17 protein-coding genes are annotated in these 23,305 nt (G+C 65.9%); 6 read left to right on the plus strand and 11 right to left on the minus strand.

Features of this window, described 5'->3' with window-relative positions; translation table 11 throughout:
• The first annotated feature begins 120 nt into the window (after positions 1–120).
• Positions 121–2,325 (plus strand): polyphosphate kinase 1, encoded by a 2,205-nt coding sequence (gene ppk1, locus BSF38_RS24800; RefSeq protein ID WP_083714019.1) that lies wholly within the window; start codon positions 121–123, stop codon positions 2,323–2,325.
• 42 nt (positions 2,326–2,367) lie between these two features.
• Here the strand turns inward: ppk1 and BSF38_RS24805 are convergent, their stop codons facing one another.
• Positions 2,368–3,852: a glycosyltransferase family 87 protein gene (locus BSF38_RS24805; protein WP_076349752.1), complete on the minus strand. Its 1,485-nt coding sequence runs from the start codon at positions 3,850–3,852 to the stop codon at positions 2,368–2,370.
• A 527-nt stretch (positions 3,853–4,379) separates the two neighbouring features.
• Here BSF38_RS24805 and BSF38_RS24810 point away from each other — a divergent pair.
• Both BSF38_RS24810 and BSF38_RS24815 read left to right on the plus strand, forming a co-directional pair.
• Entirely contained in the window at positions 4,380–4,910 is a 531-nt protein-coding gene (locus BSF38_RS24810; RefSeq protein WP_076349753.1) for a hypothetical protein, read from the plus strand.
• A gap of 392 nt (positions 4,911–5,302) precedes the next feature.
• The gene (locus tag BSF38_RS24815) at positions 5,303–5,986 is read left to right on the plus strand and encodes an RNA polymerase sigma factor (protein WP_237170603.1); all 684 of its coding nucleotides are present in this window, start codon (positions 5,303–5,305) and stop codon (positions 5,984–5,986) included.
• 79 nt (positions 5,987–6,065) lie between these two features.
• On the opposite strand, the gene BSF38_RS24820 is transcribed toward BSF38_RS24815, so the two are convergent.
• The 4 genes from BSF38_RS24820 to BSF38_RS24835 form a co-directional block, all read right to left on the minus strand.
• On the minus strand, positions 6,066–6,428 hold the full coding sequence (locus BSF38_RS24820; RefSeq protein WP_076349754.1) for a hypothetical protein: 363 nt from the start codon (positions 6,426–6,428) through the stop codon (positions 6,066–6,068).
• A gap of 165 nt (positions 6,429–6,593) precedes the next feature.
• Positions 6,594–8,108, minus strand: coding sequence for a hypothetical protein (locus tag BSF38_RS24825; protein WP_237170604.1), 1,515 nt, complete (start codon positions 8,106–8,108; stop codon positions 6,594–6,596).
• A gap of 35 nt (positions 8,109–8,143) precedes the next feature.
• A complete protein-coding gene (mutS, locus tag BSF38_RS24830; protein WP_076349755.1) occupies positions 8,144–10,759 on the minus strand; it encodes a DNA mismatch repair protein MutS in 2,616 nt (871 codons plus the stop codon).
• A 145-nt stretch (positions 10,760–10,904) separates the two neighbouring features.
• Positions 10,905–11,264, minus strand: coding sequence for an STAS domain-containing protein (locus tag BSF38_RS24835; RefSeq protein ID WP_076349756.1), 360 nt, complete (start codon positions 11,262–11,264; stop codon positions 10,905–10,907).
• Between the two features lie 567 nt (positions 11,265–11,831).
• Between BSF38_RS24835 and queF the strand changes: the two genes are divergently transcribed.
• The 3 genes from queF to BSF38_RS24850 all read left to right on the plus strand — a co-directional run bounded on the left by queF (position 11,832) and on the right by BSF38_RS24850 (position 14,318).
• Positions 11,832–12,182 (plus strand): preQ(1) synthase, encoded by a 351-nt coding sequence (queF, locus tag BSF38_RS24840; protein WP_076349757.1) that lies wholly within the window; start codon positions 11,832–11,834, stop codon positions 12,180–12,182.
• Positions 12,179–13,015 carry an SAM hydrolase/SAM-dependent halogenase family protein gene (locus BSF38_RS24845; protein WP_237170605.1) on the plus strand — a complete coding sequence of 279 codons (837 nt, stop codon included), beginning with the start codon at positions 12,179–12,181 and terminating at the stop codon, positions 13,013–13,015. Before queF ends, BSF38_RS24845 begins: the two co-directional genes overlap by 4 nt.
• A 169-nt stretch (positions 13,016–13,184) precedes the next feature.
• Entirely contained in the window at positions 13,185–14,318 is a 1,134-nt protein-coding gene (locus tag BSF38_RS24850) for a hypothetical protein (protein WP_076349759.1), read from the plus strand.
• Here the strand turns inward: BSF38_RS24850 and BSF38_RS30955 are convergent.
• From BSF38_RS30955 to glgA, 6 genes are all read right to left on the minus strand, one after another.
• Entirely contained in the window at positions 14,242–14,808 is a 567-nt protein-coding gene (locus BSF38_RS30955; protein ID WP_145952310.1) for a hypothetical protein, read from the minus strand. The two genes, BSF38_RS24850 and BSF38_RS30955, sit on opposite strands and share 77 nt — an antisense overlap.
• Complete coding sequence (locus tag BSF38_RS24860; RefSeq protein ID WP_076349761.1) at positions 14,805–15,740, minus strand: DUF58 domain-containing protein; 936 nt, start codon at positions 15,738–15,740, stop codon at positions 14,805–14,807. Before BSF38_RS24860 ends, BSF38_RS30955 begins: the two co-directional genes overlap by 4 nt.
• A 26-nt stretch (positions 15,741–15,766) precedes the next feature.
• Positions 15,767–17,959, minus strand: coding sequence for an alpha-amylase/4-alpha-glucanotransferase domain-containing protein (locus BSF38_RS24865; protein ID WP_076349762.1), 2,193 nt, complete (start codon positions 17,957–17,959; stop codon positions 15,767–15,769).
• 218 nt (positions 17,960–18,177) lie between these two features.
• The gene (gene galT, locus BSF38_RS24870; protein WP_083713420.1) at positions 18,178–19,257 is read right to left on the minus strand and encodes a galactose-1-phosphate uridylyltransferase; all 1,080 of its coding nucleotides are present in this window, start codon (positions 19,255–19,257) and stop codon (positions 18,178–18,180) included.
• Positions 19,258–19,314: 57 nt separating this feature from the next.
• The gene (locus BSF38_RS24875; protein WP_076349763.1) at positions 19,315–21,504 is read right to left on the minus strand and encodes a glycoside hydrolase family 57 protein; all 2,190 of its coding nucleotides are present in this window, start codon (positions 21,502–21,504) and stop codon (positions 19,315–19,317) included.
• 107 nt (positions 21,505–21,611) lie between these two features.
• Positions 21,612–23,123 carry a glycogen synthase GlgA gene (gene glgA, locus BSF38_RS24880; RefSeq protein WP_076349764.1) on the minus strand — a complete coding sequence of 504 codons (1,512 nt, stop codon included), beginning with the start codon at positions 23,121–23,123 and terminating at the stop codon, positions 21,612–21,614.
• Positions 23,124–23,305: the final 182 nt, after the last annotated feature.

Here is a 23,305-nt window from a genome sequence, read left to right on the forward strand (position 1 = left end):
GTCCGCTCGCCGCCGATCGCGGCGCTCGCACGTCAGCTTCATCCCCCATTGTTCGCTCGTCATCGCCTGAAGCCGGGGTCCGCGGCCGGGGCGATCGACGGCACAGGACGGCGGCCAAGCGTGGGCAAGTCGAAGAATTCATCCAACGGCCCCTCGAACACCGCGCCCACTCCGACGACGACGACGGCGGTGGACGAGTCGAGTTTGTTCATCAACCGCGAGCTGAGCTGGCTCGATTTCAACGAGCGCGTCCTGGAGGAAGCCCGCGACCCCTCCAACCCGCTGCTCGATCGGCTCAAGTTCCTGGCCATCTGCTCGTCGAACCAGGATGAATTCTTCGAGGTTCGCGTCGCCGGGCTCCAGGCGCAGCTTTACGAGAGCCTGGAGCCTCAGGACCCGCCTCCCGACGGCATGGGGCCGCTGGCCCAATTGCTCGAAATCTCGCGCCGGGCGCACGACTTCGTGTCGCGGTTGAACGACGTCTGGCTCTACGAGGTCCGGCCCGAACTGGAAGAGCACGGCATCCGCATCTGCTCCCCCGACGACTTGAACCCGAGCCAGAACGCGTTCCTCGACGACTACTTCGAGAACCAGGTCTACCCGGTGCTGACGCCGCTGGCCATCGACCCGGCGCACCCGTTTCCGCACGTTCACAACAAGAGCCTGAACCTGCTCCTGCGGATCGAGGCGATCCACCACCACGGCCGACAGCTCTACGCGGTGCTCCAGGTGCCCTCGGTCATCAGCCGGCTGGTCCAGCTCCCCGATGAGAGCAACGGCCGCAAGCAGTTCGTGCTCCTCGAAGACGTGATCGGCCCCCGCCTCGACGCCCTTTTCGGCGGCTACCGGACCGTCGAGCGCGTGGCCTTCCGCGCGACCCGGAACAGCGACCTCTCGATCCAGGAGAACGAGGTCAAGAGCAGCCTGCTGTCGACGATCGAGGAGACGCTCCGCCAGCGCAAGTGGGGCGCCCCGGTCCGGCTCGAAATCTCGGAGCGGGCCGACAGCGATTTCCTCGTGCAGTTGCTGTCCGCCTCGGCTCTCGAACTCGAAGAACGCGACGTCTACAAGGTGACGGGGCCCGTCGACCTGACGGTGCTGGCGGGGCTCTACAAGCTGGAGGGCTTCCGCGACCTCCGCGAGCCGTCGTACGAGCCCAAGACGCCCCCCGCGTTCACGGGCCGCAAGAGCGTCTTCCGGGCGATCCGCGAGCAGGATTTCCTGGTCCATCACCCCTACGAATCGTTCGGCACCGTGGTCCAGCTCATCGAGGAAGCCAGCGAAGACCCGCAAGTGCTGGCCATCAAGATGACCCTCTACCGCACGGCCGACTCGAATCCGATCATCACCGCGCTGGCCCGCGCCGCCGAGAACGGCAAGCAGGTGACGGCCCTGGTCGAGCTTCAGGCCCGGCTCGATGAAGAGAACAACATCGACAAGGCGCGGATGCTCCAGAAGGCGGGCGTCCACGTCGTGTACGGGATCGTCGGCCTCAAGACCCACTGCAAGGCCGCGCTCGTGGTGCGTCGCGAACACGACGGCATCCGCCGCTACGTCCACCTCGGCACCGGCAATTACAACCACACCACGGCGCGGTTCTACACCGACCTGAGCTACTTCACCTGCCGGCCGGAGATCGGCGAGGACGCCAGCGCCCTCTTCAACCTTTTGACCGGCTATTCCCAGGGCAACACCTGGAACAAGCTCGTCGTGGCCCCGATGAACCTCGCCGATCGACTCTCCGTTCTGATCCAGCGCGAGGCCGAACACGCGCAGGCCGGCCTTCCGGCCCGGATCATCGCCAAGATGAACTCGCTGGTCGACCCGAGGATCATCACCCTGCTTTACGAAGCTTCCCAGGCGGGCGTCAAAATCGACCTGATCGTGCGAGGCATCTGCTGCCTGAGGCCGGGCGTCCCCGGCGTCTCCGACAACATCACGGTTCGCAGCATCGTCGACAAGTACCTCGAACACTCGCGCATCGCCTACTTCGCCAACGGCGACGACCCCCAGGTCTTCCTCTCGTCGGCCGACTGGATGCCGCGCAACTTCCGCCGCCGCGTCGAGCTGATGTTCCCCATCGAGGACCCGCCGCTCCGCACCCGGATCATCGACGAGATCCTGGCGATCGCCCTCGCCGACAATATCAAGGCCCGCATTCTTCAGCCCGACGGCACCTACAAGCGAATCCAGCCCCAGCCCGGCGAACCCATCGTCCGGTCGCAGGTGGAGTTCCAGAACCTGGCCCGCGAGCACGACAAGGCGCTCCCGATGGCCCACGCCGTCGCCACGGCCGACCGACCGCTCCGCGCCAGCGAGCCCTGAGCCAGATCAGGTCAGGTCTGGTCGAGCGGATGAGCGCGACCGTCAGCCCACGGCCTCGGGTTCGGCGGTCGCCGCCGCTTCGTGGACGACCGGCTCGGGCTCCGGCGGAGCGGCCCGAACGATCGAGATCGCGAGCAGGCAGCCCAGCACGAAACTCGGCAGGGCCGCCCAATCCATTATCCAGTACAAATCGTCCAAGCTCATCAGGACGTCGAAGTAACCCAGCCAGGCGAAGTACGCGCAGAACACGGTGATCAGCGGGGCTTGACGGCGAAGCGTCGCGTGATCGCGGACGATCCAGTATGCGCCGAGCACGAACAGCACCATCGGATACTGCGCGAATCCGACCTTGTACAGCGCCAAAGTCACCGAGACCGCGAGCACGCACGAGGCGAACATCTCGAATCGCCGTCGGCGCGTCCAGGACCACAGCCAGGCGAGCGCGATCAGCAGGATCGGCGTGGCAAGTTCGTCCATGGTGAAGAAGAAAAAGTCACGGTCGAATGGCGCGTGAGGTCCTTCCAGGAATCGAAAAATCGACAACTGCGTCGGTTCGCGAGCCACGGCGAACGTCAGCGGCCGCAGCGCGCTCGGTCCCCAGATCAGGCAGGCCGTCCCCATCCCCAGAGCGCCGAGAATCAGGGTCGTCACGAGGAATCGCACGCGAATGCGTTGGCCGTCGAGCATCAGGAACGGGACGAGCACCCCGGGGAAATACTTGAGGAGCGTCCCCGCCGAAATCCACGCCGCGCTCGCGTAGTCGTCGCCCCGCGTCCGAGCCTCGACGGCCCCGATGCAGAGCAGCCCCACGAGAACGTCGAAGTGGCCGAAGAGGGCGATCTCGACCCAGACGTATGGACTCGCCAGCCAGAGCAACAACGCCGTTCCGGCCCAAGCAGGCAGATGACGACCAACCGCGAAGTCCTTGACCAGCCAGGCCGCGAACAGCCAGAAAGTCAGCGCGCACGCCAGCTTCGGGGCGAGCGGACTGATCAGCGTCAGCGGCGCGAGCACCGTGAAAAGCGGTCCGTACGCGTTCAGAGGATAGATGCGCCGCTGCCCCTGGACCATGAACCAGGGATCGCGCCCCAGCATGATCTGCTCCCAGATCTGCTCGAAGAAATAGTAATCGTGAATCCCCCCCGCCAACGCCGTGACCAGGAAGAACACCAGGCTGAGAACGATCAGTAGAACCGAATTCGCGCGATCGAACCGGGCTTGGCCGACGGTTCGAGTCGGCGCGTGGCGGCGATGCCAGACGCCTACCGCCACGACCAGCGCGAGATGGCAGATTCCGCCCATGACGACGGCCGAGGCCGCGATCTTCCAGTTCTTGAGCACGGCGTCGAGCGGTCGATAGCCCGCGTACCAGGCGACGCAACGAACGACCACGGCCGAACCGCGTCCCGCGAGCGCCGAGGTGATGATCGATGGCGCGAGCGACGTGGCGAACCACCACCAGGCGGAGAGCGCAAGGGCGTAGATCCCGACGAGAACCCCGGTTCGACGTGATGCGAGGCCCGCCATGAGACGCCACCCTTTTGAAAATCGCCCCGGGAACCGAATACGACGCCCACCGCCGCCGTCCTCCCCATCAAGCGTCCCGCCACGTGTCGTCGACCTTTTTTTGTTCGTCCCAGACCCTGAATGGGAACGACGTTGAGAAATTTCGACGGTTTTTCGATTTCGCGCGAACGTGAGAAGGCGATACGATGTCTATGAGCTTGACTCGGCATCGGCGTTGATGCGAGGTGGAACCGGTTGAGATTCTATCCGGTCTCGCCGGCCGAAAGCCGGGTCTAACTTCCCTAAAACGTCCGGGCGCGTGTCCGGACGCATCGAGATCTCGGGCGCTGTAGCAAGCCCCATGACTCGGTAGCGACTCCAGGACGTCCAGGAAACGTCCTGTTTCCCGTGAGGATATTCGCTTCGTTTCCGCTGTTTCGTCGGGCGGCCCCGGCCTCATCCGCCAGGCTCGCGACGAAAACCGACGCGGAGGACGAACGCCTCACACGTGAGCCCGCCTCAATGCAGGCGGATGCGAGGGTACTGCCATGTTGAACCGCAACAACCTGACGCTGTCGGCTCTTTCCAACCGGCTGAATCTCGGGACGCGGTCGCTCGTCCTTACGACGGGCGTCAACAACAACGGTACGGCCCTGCGCATCCCTCACACCCATCATGACGTGATGCGCGACCACATGGAGCGGTACTCCGTAGCCTCTTTCCCAGTAGAGGTATACGCAATTCCGCCCATTACCGGTCCGGCAACCGCGGCGGCAGCGCGCTTTAAAAAGGCGTGCGTCGATTCGCGGAAACCGGACGCCACCGATGCGTGGCTCGTCCCGACCCAAGCCGCAACGTGGCAAAGCTGGCCGATCAGCCAGTCCGCCGACGCGCTAGGGTCAGGATCAGGCCAGCGCCTATCCTCCCGATCGCGATTCTCCGCCGCCAAGGCGCGGATAGTCGAAGCCAGGCGACGGCCCAGCAGCCGGAGTTTGGAAGCGATCGAGACGACGAGCGCGGCCTGGACGAACCGGGCGGCGGTGGCGAGACAGGCTGCTAGAGCGGCCGTCGCCGAGTAAACGAGTCGAGCGTGTTGGAACAGGCTCGCCCTCGGGAACTCCCGGCGGCGGATCGATCAGGCTGAAGGGCGACGACCTTCCCCCTGGGCGCTCCGTCCCGACTTCCCGATGAACGGCCGATCCGGCATACGACTCAGCGCGGGTGTTCCCAGATCGAGTTCTCCCGACTCGTAACGGAAAAACCGCGCTCGCGCATCTTTCGCGTCGCCGCGTTCCCGAGAACGGAAGCGTCGTGGCCCCCGCTTTGTTGCGGACTGGGCCGCGAGACCTTCGGTTCCGTCGAGCGCCGGGCGTTTCACGTTCGTGATGCCGTCTGGGTCCTTGCCGAGTGGAATCCGTCGTGGCAGCGACGGTTCGAGCGAGGGCCCGGCAGATCCCCGGAGTCGGGGAAGGTGGATCCTGTGCTGGCCACGATGAAGACTACGGGGGAAGACGAACGGAACTGGGCTGAGGTCGCGGTTCTCGTCCAGCGCTCGCAGGACGGGGACCGCGAAGCGTTCGGTCTGCTCGTCGAGCAGTTCGAGCCCACGGTGCGAGCGATCGCGCTGCGGCGATTGGGAAACCCGAGCGAGGCGCTGGAACTGACCCAGGAGGTGTTCCTGCACGTGATGCGGCGGATCGACCAGCTTCGCGAGCCCGAGCGGTTCGCCGGCTGGCTGCGGCAGGTCACGGTCCGCATGGCCATCAACCGGGCCACGCGGCGAGTGGCCCCGGCCACGGTCGAGACCATCGTGCTCGAAGGCGCCTACGAGGAGAACGACGAGCCCATCGACTCCTTGATCCTCCGCGAACGGGCCGAGCGGCTCTGGGGGGCGCTCGGCCGGCTCAAGACGCTCGACCGCGACACCCTCGTCGCCTTTTACATCCGCGACCTGTCGCTGATCGAGATGGCCGACGAACTCGACGTCCCCCTGGGAACCATCAAGCGACGGCTCCACACCGCCCGCAAGCGGCTGCGGGTCGAGTTGGAATCGTCGGTCGCCGACGCGTCCGAGTGGTCCGAGCGACTGAGCTTCGACCACGACGACGCCGAGGAGCTGGACTACGCTGGAGCCGGAGCCGGCCGCGGCTGGTGATCCGGGCGAATCTTACTGAGTGACGACGAACCCGCCCCGGATCGGCTTCAGGTCGACTCCGGGGTTGTGTTCGTCGCCCCTATCCAATCAACCGGCGGCGCTCCGACTGGTAGGCGTCGTATTCGCGCTCGAACGCATGCGCCCGACGCGCGAGGAGCAAGTAACCGGCCCACGAGAAAACGATGATCGGCAGCAGGAAGACCGCGACGAAGATCAGGCCGACGTCGGGCCGGCCGAAGGCCGAGAAGAGGGCGATGAACAACAATCCAATGGCCCCCGAGACGGCCGACATCACGGATGTCACGCGACGGTGACGATCGAGCTGAGCGTCGAGCGGCTCGACTCCCAACCGCAGTCGGCCGAGCTTCCGCCCCCACTTGATCCGGCGCTCGCGCCAGCGCTCATCCAGATCGACGACCGGATCAGCCGGCGCGTTTCCCATCGCGGTTCTCATCCTGAAGCGTTCTCAAGGTAGGCCCGGCGACGCCCGAGCCGCGCGCACGACGCGGCGGGATCGCTCACGCGCCATTGTAGAGCCTCGCCGGGTCGTCGTATACGAAGCAGTCGGTGCTCGATCTGTCGATGTAGGAGGGAGAGATGCGCCTCCTCACAGCTTCTTCAGCAACTCAGCGACCGTGTCCTCGTAGATCTTCTGCCATTCCGGCGCGAGGATGCAGTCGCTGTCTTCCTGGGCCCCGCCGACGTTCTTGAGCTGCTCGGCGGTCGGCGCGTAGTAGATGTATCCGTTGGTGTACCCCGCGACGAAGGTCAGGTCGTGGGGAGACGCCTGCTTGACGTCGAGCCCGGTCTGCACGGTCAATTCGCCAGGGAACGTGACCAGCACGAAGTCGCCGACCCGCACGCCCAACACCTCGACGTCGACCGTCTTCGACCCGGCGGCCGCGTTGTCGGCCTGGTGCTTCCGCAACAGGGCCAGGTTCGTCTGCGTCCTGGTCAGTTGCTCCATGATGTGGATGTTGTCGACGTACTGCTTCATGTTCACGCGGTTCTCGGCGTCGAGCCTGGTCAGGTCGTCACGCCCCGCGGCCTTCTCGGACATGTAGCGGTGCGAATAGTACGACGGGTAATCACCCGACACCCCGTACTTCACGGCCAGCGGCAGAAACGTCTTGAGATTGAGGCTCGTGCCTTGCAACGACTGGAGCAAGGCCTGCTGCTCGGACTCCATGGCGATGATCCGCTTGGCGACGTCGGCCCTCGGCAGGGCGATCGTCTCGTGAATGACTTTCAGCCGGCCGTCGTCCTTGCTCCGGATCGTCTTAAGCGCCCGCAAGGTGCTGAGGCCCAGCAAGTTCCCCAGGGGCTCCGCGTTCCGAGGGTTGTCGACGTCCTTGTACAGCGCCGGATTGACGTCGCCGCCGCACCCCTGAAGGAACAGGGCGATCGTCCCATCGCTCAGGTTGTCCTCGATCGCTTTCGAGGCGAAGCCGGTGAGGTCCGCGGTGTTGCCGCCGCTCGGGACTCCCATGATGGGGTGACATGCGAAGTTGTAGACGACGGCCAGGGTCCGCCCATCCTCGCGGTCGAGCCGGAGGACGCCGATCTCCGGATCGACCGGACCGGTCCCGACGACCTCTTCGTCCGGCGGCAGCGCGTAGGCGTGGCGGACGTCGGCCTCCTTGCCGCTCTTCAGCCTGAGCCGGCGGTTCTCCATGATCCGGTTTTCGTGGCCCACGCCCGCGCCGACGTTGACCGGAACCAGATGGCTCGCCGCTTGCTTCACCGCCTGAAAGGTCCGCTCATCAACGTCCGCGCACACGACGCCGTGGCAATGGCTGGCGTTGACGAGAACGCTCTGGGGCTTGATGCCGAGTTCCTTCTCCAGCCGCGACCGAACCTTGGACAGATAGTCGTTGCGGATGTGCCCGATCTCGCCGATGGCGACCGCGTCGACGGTGACGACCACGACCGTCGTGGCGTCGTCCTTGATCACGAGCGCCTTGACGAACAAGGGGTCGTTGATCGGTCCGGCCCCGGTGTTCGTGATGTCCACCTTGGCGACGCCCGCCCGGAGCCGAGCCGCGAGGGCGTCGCTCGGAGGCGATCCGACCACCGCACAGGCCGTGATGAGGAGCGTTCGGAACCGAGTCGCGTTCATCATGGCGTCAGCCCTGTTTCAGGAGGTGTGGCGACCGTTCAGCCGGCCAGCTCGCGCAGCCGCTTGAGCAGATCGAGGGCCTGGTCCGGGCCCAACGTGGCGAGATCGGTCTGGCGCAGCTCGGCGACGAGGGGCTCGGGGAGCGCGGCGAAGAGGCTTCCTTGCAGGGAGCGGGCGGTCTTCACCTTGCGGCGGATCGGCCCTTCGGGGAGGCCCGGATCGGGGCCGTGCTGCTTTTCGAGGAACGCGAGGATCTCGCGCGCTCGATCGAGCACGGGGGACGGCACCCCGGCCAGTCGCGCGACGTGAATGCCGTAGCTCTGGTCGGCCCCACCCGGCGCGATCCGGTGGAGGAAGACGATCTCCCCCTGGCTCTCGCTGACCACGACGTTGGCGTTGCGGATGCGGGCCTTGGTCTTCTCCAGCTCCACCAGTTCGTGGTAATGAGTGGCGAAGAGGGTCCGGCAGCCGACGACGTCGTGAAGGTGCTCGGTGATCGCCCAGGCGAGCGAGACGCCGTCGAACGTGCTCGTCCCCCGGCCGATCTCGTCGAGGATCACCAGGCTTTGCGGCGTCGCGTTGTTGAGGATGTTGGCCGTCTCGGTCATCTCGACCATGAACGTGCTCTGCCCGCGCGAAAGCTCGTCGGTCGCCCCGACCCGGGCGAACAGCCGATCGACGACGCCGATCCGGGCTCGCCGAGCGGGTACGAACCCTCCCATCTGGGCCATGATCGCGATCAGCGCGACCTGGCGGATGTAGGTGCTTTTACCCGCCATGTTGGGGCCGGTGATGAGCAGCAGGCTGCCGTCGTCGGGGCCGAGTCGCGTGTCGTTGGGGACGAAGTCGCCGTGCGGCAACACGACGTCGAGTACCGGATGGCGACCCGCCTCGACCTCGAAGACCGGGTCGGCGACGATCTCCGGACGGCAGTAGCCCTGTCGCGCGGCGAGTTCCGCGAGCGCCGAGAGGACGTCGATCTGGGCCAGCACGGAGCCCGCCTGGATCAGCCGGGGCGCATCGGCCGAGACGCGATCGCGAAGGCTCGTGAACAGCTCATATTCGAGTGCGTTGGCGCGTTCGTCGGCGTTGCGGACCTCGTTCTCGAACTCCTTCAGCTCGGGCGTGTAGTAGCGTTCGGCGTTCTTGACCGTCTGCTTGCGGATGTACTCGGCGGGGACCTCGCCGCGCTGGGCCTGGGAGTGCGAGATCTCGATGTAATAGCCGAATACGTTGTTGAAGCCGACCTTGAGACCGGAGATGCCCGTGCGTCGAATCTGGTCGGTCTGATACTTGGCGATCCACGACTTGCCTTCCTTCGAGGCCGACCGCAGACGGTCGAGCTCGGGGTGGTAGCCGGGGCGGATCAGGCCCCCTTCCTTGATCGTGAGCGGCGGGTCGTCGACGAGCGCGGCCTCGATCGACGAGCGGACCTCGGGGCAAAGCTCGATCGCGCCCTCAAGTCGCGAGAGCCGCTGCGATCGCCTCGCCGTGAGCCGAGCCTTGATCCGGGGCAGCAGCGCCAGCGTCCGGGCCAGCGACGAGAGGTCGCGCGGGTTGGCCCGGCCGGTGGCCACGCGGGCGGCGAGCCGCTCCAGGTCGTAGGCTTCGCCGAGCGCCTCGCGCAACTCGCCGCGAAGGGTCGCGTCGTTCACCAGCTCGTCGACGGCCCCCAGACGCTCCTCGATGAGGGCGGGGGAGGTGAGTGGCGAGGTCACGTATTCGGCGAGCAACCGGGCCCCCATGGGCGTCGTGGTGCGGTCGATCACCTGAAGCAGCGAGCCCTCGCGCTTGCCCTCGCGGAGCGTCCGGACGAGTTCCAGGCTGCGCCGGGTCGTCTCGTCGAGGGTCAGGACGTCGGCCCGGCGGTAGGGCGTCAGTCGCGTGATATGCCCGAGCGACGACTTCTGCGTCTCGCGAAGATAAGCGACCAGCGCCCCGGCCGCCTGGATCTCCAGATTGCGGTCGTCAACGCCGAAGCCTTCGAGCGTCGTGACGCCGAACTGATCGAACAGCGTCTTCCGGGCCTGCTCGGCCTGGAAGTCCCACGACGGCCGGATCGTCACGGCGAAGCCTGGCTGGGCGCGCAGGGAACGCAGCCAGGGGGCGTCGACGCTCAGCTCCGAGACCAGGGTCTCGGCGGGCGACAGCCGCGCGATCTCGTCGGCCAGCTCAGTCCGGAGCAGGCTCGTGAGCGAAAACCGACCCATCGACAGCTCGACCCAGGCCAACCCCACCTTCGTCCCGACCTCGACGACGGCCGCCAGATAGTTGGCCGTGCGAGGATCGAGCAGAGCTTCCTCGGTGAGCGTGCCCGGTGTGACTACACGGACGACGTCGCGCTTGACCAGCCCCTTGACCAACTTGGGATCTTCGATCTGCTCGCAGACCGCGGCGCGCAGGCCGGCCTGGACGATCTTGGCCAGGTACGTCTCCAGCGCGGGGTGAGGGAACCCGGCCATCGGAACGGCCTGATCCCCCTTGTCGCGGTCGCGGGTGGTCACCGCGATGCCGAGCACGGCCGAGGCGCGGACGGCGTCCTCGCCGAACATCTCGTAGAAATCGCCCATCCGAAAGAGCAGGATCGCGTCGGGGTCGCGGGCCTTCAACTCGCGATACTGCTGCATCATCGGGGTCAGTGAAGCGTCGGCCATCGGCGGTCCGCCAAAAAAAAGACGGCCCGCGTCCTTCAAGGGGCGCAAGACCGCCGTGCCGAAAATCAATCTGAGCGGTCTCGGGCCGGCGTCCGGCGGCCGGTGCGGAGAGTCGTCGCGCCGACCGGAACCGGAAAACGGCGGCTCAGAACTTGTCGAGAGCCGTCTGTTCCTCGGGGTAGATCTCGAAGACCTGGTCGAGGCGGGTGATGCGGAAGACTTCGAGGAGGTCGGGGTGGATGCAGCAGAGCTTGAGCTTCCCCTTGACGGCGGCGACCTTCTTCTTGAGGTTGATCAGCTTGCCCAGCGCGGCGCTGGAGAGGTACTGGACGTTCCCGAAGTTCAGCAGAAGGCTCTTGTGGCCTTCATCTTCGACCAGACTGTAAAGCTGCTCGCCCACTTCTTGGATCTGCTCTTCGGTGACGATCTTCGTATCGACGAAGCTGACGACGGTAACTCCGTCGACGGTTTCCAGGCGGAGGAGACGGCGGGGGCCTTGCGACATCGGGAAACTCCTGTCGGGGACGGGAACCGCACCAAATCAAGGTTACTGAAGCGAACAGGCCGGTCCCGCACGCGAGCCTCTCCGGGCCAGCACGTCATGCGTTGAAGAACCCATCGAGGCCAGAAACCTGCGTTACCAACACATTTAGCAAAAAGCGTCAAGGAATCAAGGGCTCACCGAGAAAAGACCGCGCGGCTCCGTCGGACCACGGTCGAGCTTCTCCGATATCCGCCTCGCAACGACGGTCTGGCTTCATGAATCCTCAATCATACCATGGTCGAGCCGCGATCCGCCGCGCGAAATTCGTAATCCCCCGCGCGCGGTCGTCACCCAATGCGGAAGTCCACCCGCCGCGACGACCGAAACCGACGATCCGCCGACCGGCTAGTTCGATCCGGCGACAACACCGGCGATCGAAACGACTACCGCGCGAGGTCTTCCGAAGCCTAGAATACTCATTGGGAGCCTCGTATTAAAATTCACACAGAACCGGAACGCGCCGGGGCAGGTCTTCCAGCGCGATCCGAGGTCCGACTCATCGGACGATCCCAGGGCCGAGGAAACGACATGGCAGCCGCGGTGGAGACGTTCCCCAACCAGTTCCCGAATCGCGAGTACGAGATCGAGATCACCTGTCCGGAGTTCACGGCGGTCTGCCCCAAGACCGGCCAGCCCGACTTCGGGACGATCGTGATCACCTACGTCCCGGCCGCGACGTGCCTGGAGCTGAAGAGCCTGAAGCTCTACCTGTTCGCGTTTCGCGACCGAGGCATCTTCTACGAGCACACCATCAACACGATCCTCGACGACCTCACGGGCTCGTGCCAGCCCCTGCGAATGAAGATCGTCGGGCTTTTCAACCCCCGCGGCGGGATGACCTCGCGAATCACCGCGACTTATGAGGCAAGTGGATCGTGAGCGCGTCCTCAGGAAGCTGGGAGTCCGGATCGGAGGTCGGGATGAAGCCGGGGATCATCACCTTGACGACGGACTTCGGGCAGATCGGCCCTTACGTCGCGGCGATGAAGGGGATTCTCCTGGGCCTGGCGCCCGGCGCCGCCCTGGTCGACGTCTGCCACTCGATCGCGCCGCAGAACGTGCTCGAAGGGTCGTTCGTGCTCGCGGGGATCGTCGACGCCTTTCCGGCCGGCACGGTCCATCTCGTGGTCGTCGATCCGGGCGTGGGAACCGACCGTAAACTGATCGCGGTCAAGGCGGCCGATCAGTGGTTCGTCCTGCCCGACAACGGCGTGATCACGGGCGTCTCGCGCGGGCACCCGTCTCAGGGCGTCTGGGAGATCACCAACCCCAACCTCGCCCGCCGCGAGATCTCGCCGACCTTCCACGGCCGCGACATCCTGGCCCCCGCCGCCGCTCATCTGATCAAGGGCGGAGATCCCGCCGAGCTGGGCGCGGCGGTCTCCAGGTTCATCACGCTCCGCAACTTCGAGCCGACTCCCACCGAGAACGGCTGCATCGGCGAGGTGATCTTCAAGGACACGTTCGGCAACCTGATCACCAACATCAAGGAAGAGCACCTGACCGGACGGGCCGCCAAGGATTGGGTTGCGGAGATCGCCGGCCAGCGCGTCGAGGGAATCGTGCGCACCTACGGCGACCGCCCCACGGGATCACTCGTCGCCCTCCTGGGCAGTGGCGGCTGGGTCGAGGTCGCCGTCGTCAACGGCGACGCCGGCCGGGTGCTTTCCGCGGGGCCGGGCACGACCGTCTGGTTGCGTACCGCAAATTGAGTCGGATCGGGCGTCTTATGGGACATGACGCGGAAAATAGCGCTTTGTAAAAAACACAGGCTCGCCACGGCGACACACGGTCCGATAGACTGAGTATCGCTATAGCCATCGTTCTCGCATCCATCGAGTTTTGCGAGGAGCAGCGCTTGGGCTTCACGGGAATTCTGGAATGATCACCGGCAACCCGCTCACCGAGCCGCCTCATACGCCGTTCCCTGACGCGTTGGCGTCTTCCGACTCCGAATCGTCGCCCGGGCCTTTCCCCCCCTCGTCGCCTCCGAACGCCGGCCAGCCGCTCGTCGTTCCCGAAACCACCACCGCCGACGACATCAGCCTGATTCTCACGACGTCGATCGAGAAGCCTGAGCCCGACCCGATGTTGGGCTCGGCCTACCCTTCCGCGACGTCGCCGCCCGAGTCGATTCCAGGCGGCGCTCATGAGCCGCTCGCAACGTTCAGCATGCCGGCGTCGGCGAGCACTTCGGACCCCCTGGGCCTCGACATCGGCATCCAACTCGCGCCGTCGTCCGACTCCGTGGCCAAGAAACGCGCGACGGCCGAGGTTTCGGGCGATGAGATCGAAGGACACGCTGGCTACGACTCGAAGCCGCCGTACTCGCTGCCCACACTGCTGCTCGTCAGCTACGCGAGCGCGGTTACGCTGGCCCTTGCCTGGGTTCTCTGGACGGGTCGAGGCCTTTCCCGGCCCACTGCGGATCATGGCGGCTCCGTATCGTCGTCCCTGCCGGCGATTGATTGGGCGAAGGTCTCGGCTCCAAAGCGAGCGCCGGTCTCGTCGCTGCCCGCCGACCGGGTGACGGGCCTGGGCAAGCCGCTCGTCATCGGTGATCTCGAAGTCACCCCGATCGTGGTTCTGTTCCAGAACGTTCGGGTTTACAGGATCGTCGACCCGGACGCCGAGCGCCGAGAGAACCCGGCTTGCCTGGTTCTGACGCTTCGACTCAGGAACAAGTCGAGCGACCGCCGTCTCACGCCTCTCGAACTGGCCAGCGTCCGCGACGCCGTCGATCCTACGGAAGCGTCGTTCATCGAGACGGCGTCCGGAGAGCGGATCGCGATGTTCAAGCTGGCGATGGAGAGCGAATGGTCGATCGAGAACCAGTCGTTCCCCGCCGTTGAGCCGGGCGGCGCCGAAGACGTCATCCTGGTCAGCGAGCCGGTCGAGGAGCCTCGCCTGGCGAGCCCGCTGGTCTGGCGGATCAAGCTCAAGACCGGGGTGGGTCGGTCCGAGGAGATCGGCGTCCGTTTCGCTCGCCAGGAGATCGGCGATTCTGATCATTGACCGGCCGCGGCGGGTGCGGGAGCGTGTCGAGCGCCGACGCCCAGGCGACAAGCTCGCCGAGCTGATCGACGACCGCGCCCGCAGTGCCTTGCCGGGCGAACTTGAGTCGATCACCGGTGCGAAGGAGTTCCGTCAGGCGGTCGAAGCGCTCGACGCCGAGCAGGTCGAGGATCTGCAGATCAACGGCGATCTCCTCGGTCGTCCGCGCGCGCAGGCCGGGGCCGAATCGCGAGGACAACGTACCTCGAACCTGTTCGCAAAGGGCGAGCAAGCGGGCCTCGGGCGATTCGTCGAGCGGCAGCGACGGCGTCGGCGGTCGGCTCGGTTGCTTCACCCGGCGACGACGACGCCAGAGCCAGACCGCCGACAGGCCGGCGGCGGCGACCGCCACGATGAGCAATGGGTTCGCCAGGCCGCCGTCGCCGCTCCAGGGCTCGGGGCCGGGGTTCGGACGGGGAGGGACGAGGGCTTGTTCGGGTGCCTGGCTCACGGCTTGCTCCGACGCGCGGCGCGGCGCGCGAACAGTTCCATGAGCGTCTGAAGCGGCTCGGTCTCGGTCGACATCCGAAAGCCGTCGATCGCGGCGCCGATGCACCAGCGGACGAACGCCTGCTCCCGCTCGTCGGCCTGGCGCGCATACGATCGCCGACGCCGCAACGAGTGGGAATCGACCACCATCCGGCCGCTCTGTTCGGCGGCTTCAAGCATCAAGAGCCCGACGTCGGGGAGCCGTTCTTCGAGCGGGTGGACGATGCGGACCGCGATGACGTCGTGTCGGCGGCTGGCGCGCCGCCAGAGGCCGATCGGCTCCTCGGATTCGAAGTCGCTGAGGACGACGACCATCGCGCGACGCGACGACCGCCGGATACGCGTGAGCGCCGCGTGCAACTGGGTCTTTCGCGACGTGGTCGGCGTCGCCACGAGCGCGCGGACGACCTGCGAGAGATGGCGGACGCCGCCGGCCGGGGGGAGATCGAGTTCGATCCGGTCGCTGACGATCAGCAGGCCCACGCGATCGCCGTTGTGGATCGCGGCCGTCGCCAGCAGCGCGGCGGCCTGCGCGGCGCGGTCGGCCTTGGTCTGGCTCTCGCGGCCGAACCTCATGCTGGCAGAGGCGTCGACGATCAGCCAGAGCACGAACGAGCGCTCCTCGACGAACCGCCGCACGAACGGCTTGCCCAGCCTGGCGGTCACGTTCCAGTCGATGTGGCGGACGTCGTCGCCCGGCTCGTAGGCGCGAAGCTCGGCGAAGGTCAGGCCGACGCCCGGTCGGGCGCCATGATAGGCGCCGGCGAGCTGGAGGACCGTCTCGGGCCTGATCCGGAATCGCAGCCGCCGCGCGCGACGAACGATCGACGCCGCGTCGACCGACGGTCGCGGCGGCGGCTCAGGCGTTCCTCGGCGGCGAAACGGCCAGAACATGAAGCGGGCTCCGGACTCGTCGACGCTTAAACCTCGGCCAGGCTGGCGCGGAACCGGGCGGCGGCGGCTTCGACCGGTTTCCACGAATCGACCGACAGACGGATCGCGACTTCCCAGCGGCCCGATTCGTCGCCCGTGACGTGCCAGTGGGGCACGACGGCCGACGACTGGTAAACGCCCTCGAACCCCCCCTCGCTCTGGCTCACGGTCTCGATCGGGAAGCACCAGACGCCGCCGGGCTTGGTCCAGCTCAGGCCGACGGCCAGGTCGAGCCATTCGTCGGCGAGGCTCAGCCCGGCGAGGTGCTGTTGATCGATCCGGGAGTCGAGCATCCCCAACTTGTCGCCCGCGAGATTCGAATAATAACGGTCGTCGGCGTGCCCGGCCATCCCCGCGAGGTTGATCTCGACGGCGAAATGAAGACACGCGCCGGCCGGCAGCCCTTCCAACACGTAGCGGACCTCCAGCGCGGGAGAACTCGCCGCCAGCTCGATCGTCTTGCGGATGCGGATCGAATGGCCGTCGGCCCAGCCCGGACGCTCCATCACGAGGGCGACGCGGTCGGTCTCGCGGTGGGCTTTCGCCAGGTAGGCGCCGGCCACGAAATCGCCGCGCTCGACGTCGCGCGCGGCGATCAGGTCGTTGAGCGTCACGTCGAGCGGATAAAAATGATCGACGAACGCCTTGCGCGGATGGCGGTCGTAGACGATCAGGTCGTCGAGGTTGTCTTGCTTGAGAACGACGCGGTCGTGGATGCTCGCCGCGACGCCCGTGGGATCGGCCGCCCCGCGCGTCCGGATCGTGTCCAGGATCGTCTGATGATACGCCTCGGGACGCCGGTCGAGAGTGCTGAGGACGTTCACCGCGACCTCGCGCACGTCCAGCTCGTAGACCTGTCCCCCCTGCGCCGGGCGCGCGAAGGCGATCAGCCGATCGTTTTCGAGCCGTACTTCCTGGCGGGCGTCGAGGTTGAAATCGCCGACCTCAAGCGCGACGCGCGGGCCGGACTTCCCCTCGGCTTCGTCGAGCGCGTTGTGGCACGAGATCAGAGCGCGGTAAATCGCGTTCCGGAGGTGGGGAAGGTACAAACCACCGAACGACCCGTGCCAGTACGGACAGTTGCACTGGCCCCGGTACAGCTCGCGGCGGGCGACGTCGAGGTAGTCGGGATCGGCGTCGGGCCGGGCGGCGAGGGCCGTCAACCGCTTCGAGAGGCCGAGCATGCGCGCGTACATCTCGTCGCTCTCGGGATAGCGCGCCTTGAAGTTCCGCCAGAAACCGCCCGCCCGGAAGAACGGCTTGATCTGATGCGACTGGTCGTGAGACCGCACCAGCTTGCCGGCCTTCTCGTACTCGTGATGATCGCCGGGCGGGAGGACCCACTCAGTCATCTCGCGATACGAACCGTCGGGGATGTAGACCTTGCCCAGCGGCAGCGTCGCGTCGACCGTCCGGCCCAGGGTGGTCGTTTCGAGCCAGTCGCGGTTGCCGACGATCATGTCGCAGAACCGCGTGAGCCAGCCTCGCTTATAAACGTGGTCATACGTCTCGGGCCACGAGCCGAACTTCTCGCCGTCGTCGGCGCAGACGACCGTCGCCCCCGGCCGGCGCGCGGCCAGGCCGCGGAGGAACTCGTAAGTGGCGTGCGGCTCCTGGAACGGGATCGTGTAGCGAAGGGTTTCCGATCCCGGAAACACCTTCAGCAAGCGGCCCTCGTCCTCGGTCAAGTAATAGCCGAAGAGGTCGTCGCCCGAGACGCCCGCGCGCTCGAAATGGAAGTCGTCGAGGATCGTGTACTCGATTCCCGCCTCGGCGATCGCCGAGACCAGGTGCTGCTCCCACACCCGCTCGGGCATCCACATGCCGCGAACCTTGGCGGTGAACAGCTCCTCCAAATAGGCGGAGAATTCGCGGATCTGCCCCACGCGATCGACGTGGGGGATCATCGTCATGATCGGCTCGAAGAAGCCGCCGCCCAGGATCTCGACCCGCCCGCACTCGACCAACGCGCGAACCCGCTCGATGTAGTCGGGATGCTGGTCGACCAGCCATTCGAGCAACGGCCCCGACGTGTGCAGCGCGAACGGGATCTCGGGATACCGCTCGAGAACCTCGATGAACGGCAGGTAGCTGTCGCGGTACGCGGCCTCGAAGACGCCGTCGAAATTCCCCACGGGCTGATGATTGTGAAGCGCGAGGATCAGGCGCAGATTCGACATGGACGAGCCTCGTGGATGACGACGGAATCCGGGCGAGCCGACACGCGCCGCGCCTGCGGGGATCGGCGAATTGCAACGATTGAGAAGACGGTTTCGACTGGGCCGCCGGGCGACGGTCGGCCCCTCGGATCGACGCGAGAAAGCCAGGCGAGAAGACCGGCTGGAAGGGGCATCACGCGTTCTGCAAGGGCCACGGATCGGCGTCGATCCACTGGCGATCAGGGGACCTTCGACGCATGCGGCTGGAGACGACTTCCCGGCGCTCGCTCTCGCAACGCGGTGTGCGCATACGAAGGAACCACCTCAACCTCGCGGAGGAAGGCCGCCGCGTCCTCGGGAGGGACCGGATTGATGTAAAATCCCGACCCCCACTCGAACCCCGCAACCTTCGTCAGCCGGGGAATCACTTCGATATGCCAATGATAGTGCGGAAGTTCCGAATGGTCAAAGGGAGCCGTGTGGATGATGTAGTTGTACGACGGAGAATCGAGCGCCAGCTCCAGTTTGCCGAGCACCTGGTGCAAGACCTGGCCCAGATCATCCACCCCGGGCTTGGGGATGTTCTCGAAGTGACTCGCATGCGTCTTGGGGACGATCCAGGTCTCGAACGGGAACCGACTGGCGTACGGACAAAAGGCCGTGAAATGGGGGGAGTCCAGGACGATTCGCTTCTCGGCGGAAAGCTCTTGCTGAACCATGTCGCAGTAGATGCAACGGCCGCGGTAGTTGAAAAACTCCAGGGCGCCGGTCATTTCTTCCCAGACCGAGATCGGCACGATCGGCGTGACGATCAACTGGCTGTGGGTGTGCTCAAGGCTCGCCCCGCCCCCCTCGCCGACGTTCTTGAACAGCATGCCGTGGACCAGCCGCTTGTCTTTCTTGAGATCGACGAGGCGGTCGCGGTACACCCAGAGGACTTCGCGAAGATTCTCCTCGGCGAGGGACGAGACGCTGACGTGGTGGCGAGGGCTCTCGATGATGACCTCGTGGGCCCCGACGCCCGCCATCATGTCGTAGATGCCGTCCCCCCGCTTGTTCAGGTCGCCCTCGATCTTGAGCGCGGGGAAGCGGTTGGGGACGACCCGGATGCGCCATCCCGGCCCGTTCGGCCGCGCCCCGTAGTCGCGGTAAGCGAGGATTTCGGGAGGGGTCATGTGCTCGTTCCCCTCGCAGAACGGGCAAACCTGGCTCTCCTGGCGCGGAGGGGCTTCGGACTTGAAGTCGTGCGGGCGCTTGGCCCGCTCATGCGCGATGATGACCCAGCGGCCGACGACCGGATCTTTCCGTAACTCGGGCATGAGCGTCCGCCTTCCTGGTAAGCGTCGGTCGGGTTCAGAGGTCTGACCGTTCCATCGTCAGACCTGCCACATGATCCGTTCGAAGTCGGGGCAGGGGACCGTCAGTTCGAAAACCCCCTCGCGAGGCGCGCGGTCGACGCTGGCCTCCCCCTTGAGAAGCTCGACGTAAAACCGGATCGCGTCGTCGGGCTGACGACCGAGCCGGTCGAACGGCACGGCAAGCTCGAGAATCGTATCGGTGGCGACGGAAACCGTCGTGCCGTTGGCGATCTGGCGTCCCGAGTGATTGAGGTACGCGACCGGACGGGGCAGCGAAGGCTGCATCACCACGATCTCGCGCTCGGCGGGGTCGACGAAGCCGATCCGCAGCCGGTCGGCCTCGACCAGCCGCTCGGCGGCCGGTCCCCCTTCGGTGTCGATGCGGACCAGGAAGCGGTCGGCGTCGAAGCCGAACCAGACGCAGTTGAGCAAGCCGCGCGTCACGAGCGTCATCGTGCCGCGATCGTTGCCGCAAACGTACTTCGCGCCGTCGATCCACTCGAAGTACGTGGCGCGGCCGTCGACCTTGACGTTCAGGAAGCTCGTCGGCTGATCGTTGACCGGGCGATGGCTGCCGGACTGCGAGATCGGCGTGAACAACGAGCCCGGAGGGTCGCACGACAGGAGCGCGTAGACGTTGCGGAGATGCTTGCGGAATAGGTGGTCGAACAGGGCGTCCTGGGCGCTCGAATGGTCGTCGCCGTACCACCAGAACCAGTCGGACCCCTCGGCGATGTAAATCTCTTCCCACGCCCGGGCGAGCAGCGCGGGATCGTGGCGCTCCGACTGCTGCTCGGCCACGAGAAACCGCCGGGTGTCGTGGAGCGCGTCCCAGCCTCGGTTGTCTTCCGGGTGGCCGATCCAGATGGCGAAGTTGTGGCTGATCCAGCTTCCGGCGAACAGCCGCTGGAGCGTGTCGGCGGGCGGATGTTCCTTGAGAAAGTCGCTCACCTTGACGGGTTGCACCCGAGAGTCGCGCGCCGCGCCCTGGTAGAGCGAGCGAAGGAACGACACGCCGCCGTCGGGGAAATACTCCCAGCAGTTCTCGCCGTCGAGGACCACCGGGACGATCGTGGCCGGGTTGTGCCGGCAGGCGTCGCCGATGGCGTGGAGCTTGCCGAGGAAGTCGGCGGCGGCGACCGGACCGGGACTGCGCTGGTAGTGGAAGCCCACCTGATCGGACATCGAGTGGTCGCGGAAGACTGCGCCTAGCTCATGCTCGCCCTCGCGGACGTTCCAGGCGCGGTAGAGCAGCTCGGGATGTCGGACGTACCCCCGGCTGTCGCGGCCGACCATCCCCCCGGTCGAACATCCGAGGATCTCTTCATCCGTGGCGATCCACTTGATGCCGTGCCGGGCCAGCAGCGGGATCAGGCTCTGGCAGACCGACCCCTCGCTCGGCCACATGCCGGCCGGCGGCGATCCGAAGCGCCTCGTATGGCTCTCGACCGCGCGCCGGACGTGGACTTCGGCGTCTTCGGGATAGCCTTCGCGATAGGCGGGCAGGGCGACGTCGGGCATCGCCTCGCGGGCGAGCTTCTTGTCGAGCAGCAAGGGCAGGATCGGGTGATAGTAAGGCGTCGTGGTCAGCTCGATCTGACCTCGTTCGGCGAGCTTGCGGTGCAGGGGAATCACCTGGGCCAGCAGGTCGCGCTGCTTGTCCAGAAACCACTGCTTGTCATCCTCGGAGTAATGCCGCCCCTTGGCCTTGAACTCGCTCAGCTCGGAGTCTTTCTCGAACAAGAGCGGGTGGATCCACGCCAGGTTCGACCAGACCTGGAGGTCGCGAAGATCGCGCGGGCGAAACCGCGTGATCGCCGCCTCGGCGGAACTGGACCACGCCGCGCGGAGCATGTACAACTCGTGATACCGCGGGTGCGGGCGGATCATCGAGTCGGCGAACGCCATGAAGAAATTGTCGAGCAGGTAGACGACGTCTTCGCGTTCCAGGCCGTCGACCGGTTTGCGGGACGCGATCAGATGCGTGTCGGTCGCCCCGTCGACGTAGCCTTCAAGCTGGCTCAGGAGGCTGGGGACGAGGTTGATCGTGCACTGAAACTCGGGGACTTCTTCGAGATGCAAAGCCATCCCGAGGTAGTCCTTGGTGGCGTGGAGTCGCACCCAGGGCATCGGGTTTTCGCCGGCGACATCGTCCGGGTAATACGGTTGATGCTGATGCCACATCAAGGCTAACGAGACGCGAGCCATTCCATAGCCCTTCCCGAAAGAACCTCGCGACGCCCATCCCGGTCGCAATCCGCCACTCGAATCAAGTTCGGAAGATCAGGCGGCCAACTTAAGACGAACTCGGCCCGTCAGGCGACGGCGGCGGCTTTGACGGAGCTCTGCGAAGCGTCGGGATGCAGCCGTTGCTGGATCTCGTCGTAGATCTCGACGTACTCCCGCGCGCTGTGCGACCACGACCAGTCCGACTCCATGCCCCGCCGGACGAGTTGCCGCCAAGTCGGCGGATCGGTCCAGGTGCTCAGGACACGGTTGAGGGTCGCCCAGAGCGACGAGGCGGTGGGCTCATTGAAGACGAATCCCGTGGCTCGTCCATCCGCGAAGGTCTCCGGATTCAGATCGACGACCGTGTCGACCAGCCCGCCCGTGGCGTGCACCACGGGGACCGTCCCATGCGCAAGGCTGTAAAGCTGGTTCAGCCCGCAGGGCTCGAAGAGGCTCGGCATCAGGAAGACGTCGGCCCCGGCCTCGATCTGGTGCGCCAGCTCGTCGGAAAAACCGAGATAGGCCCACACCTTGTCCGGATACCGGTTGGCCAGGCCTTCAAGGAGTTGATGGTACTTCGGATGTCCCGTTCCCAGGACGATCAACTGCACGTCATGTTCTAGAAAGCGATCGGCGGTCTCGGCCAGCAGATCCCACCCCTTCTGGGGGTCGAGCCGGCCGATCTGGGCGAAGAGGGGGACGTCGGGACGGACCGGCAACCCCGCGCGGTTCTGCAACCAAGCCTTATTAACAGCCTTGCCGTGCTCCACCGTTTCAAGGTCGTACGGCGCGGCGAGCATCGGTTCGTGACGCGGGGTCCACGCCTGGACGTCGATGCCGTTGACGATCCCTCGAAGATCGCCGCGGCGCTCGCGGAGCAGGCCGTCGAGCCCGGCACCCTGCCTCGGCGTCTGGATCTCGCGGGCGTAGGTCGGGCTGACCGTCGAGAGCTTGTCGGCGAAGACCAGGCCGGCCTTCATGAAGCTGAGATGGCCATGGAATTCCAGCGCCCGATGATGGAAAAGGCTCCAGTCGAGACCCGTGATCGGCATGTCCCAATGCCAGAACAGCCCCTGGTAGGCGAGGTTGTGGATCGTCAGCAGCGTGCCGGCCGACGCCAGCTCCGGATAGCGCCGGTAGAGCGTCTTGAGGTAGACGGGGATCAGGCCGGTCTGCCAGTCGTTGCAGTGGAAGACGTCGGGCCGAAGTCCCAACGCGAGCACGGCTTCAAGCACCGCGCGCTGGAAGAAGACGAACCGCTCGCAGTTGTCGCCGAAGTCCTTGCCGAGATGCTGGTACAGCCCCTCGCGATCGAAGTAGCTAGGCTGATCGATCAGGTAGACTGGAACGTTCGACCCCGGCAGCCGGCTCTCGTAGACATGCCCCTCGACCACCTGCGACCCGACCGGGATCTGAAGGGTCAGGCCGGTCCCGACAAGGTCCGGCTTGGCGTCCCAGACTCGCCGATAGCACGGGAGGAAGAGGGACGTCTGGTGCCCGAGCGCGGCGACCGCTCGGGGCAGGGCGCCCGCCACGTCGGCCAGCCCTCCGGTCTTGGCGAAGGGCACTCCCTCTGAAGCGAGGAACACGATATTCACGACGAGCCGCCCCCAAGAATTCTCGGACGTTCACGTCGACCTGCGCCGGCCGCTCCCGATCATGGTCCGGGAGGCTTCCCGAAACGATCAATGAGCCCGACCACCGCGGCGAGCGTGCGACGAAAGATCCAGCCGGAACTTACGGAAACCGCCCTGGGTATGGGACAACGCCGACGCGCAAT

Source organism: Paludisphaera borealis, assembly GCF_001956985.1.
GTDB classification, from domain to species: domain Bacteria; phylum Planctomycetota; class Planctomycetia; order Isosphaerales; family Isosphaeraceae; genus Paludisphaera; species Paludisphaera borealis.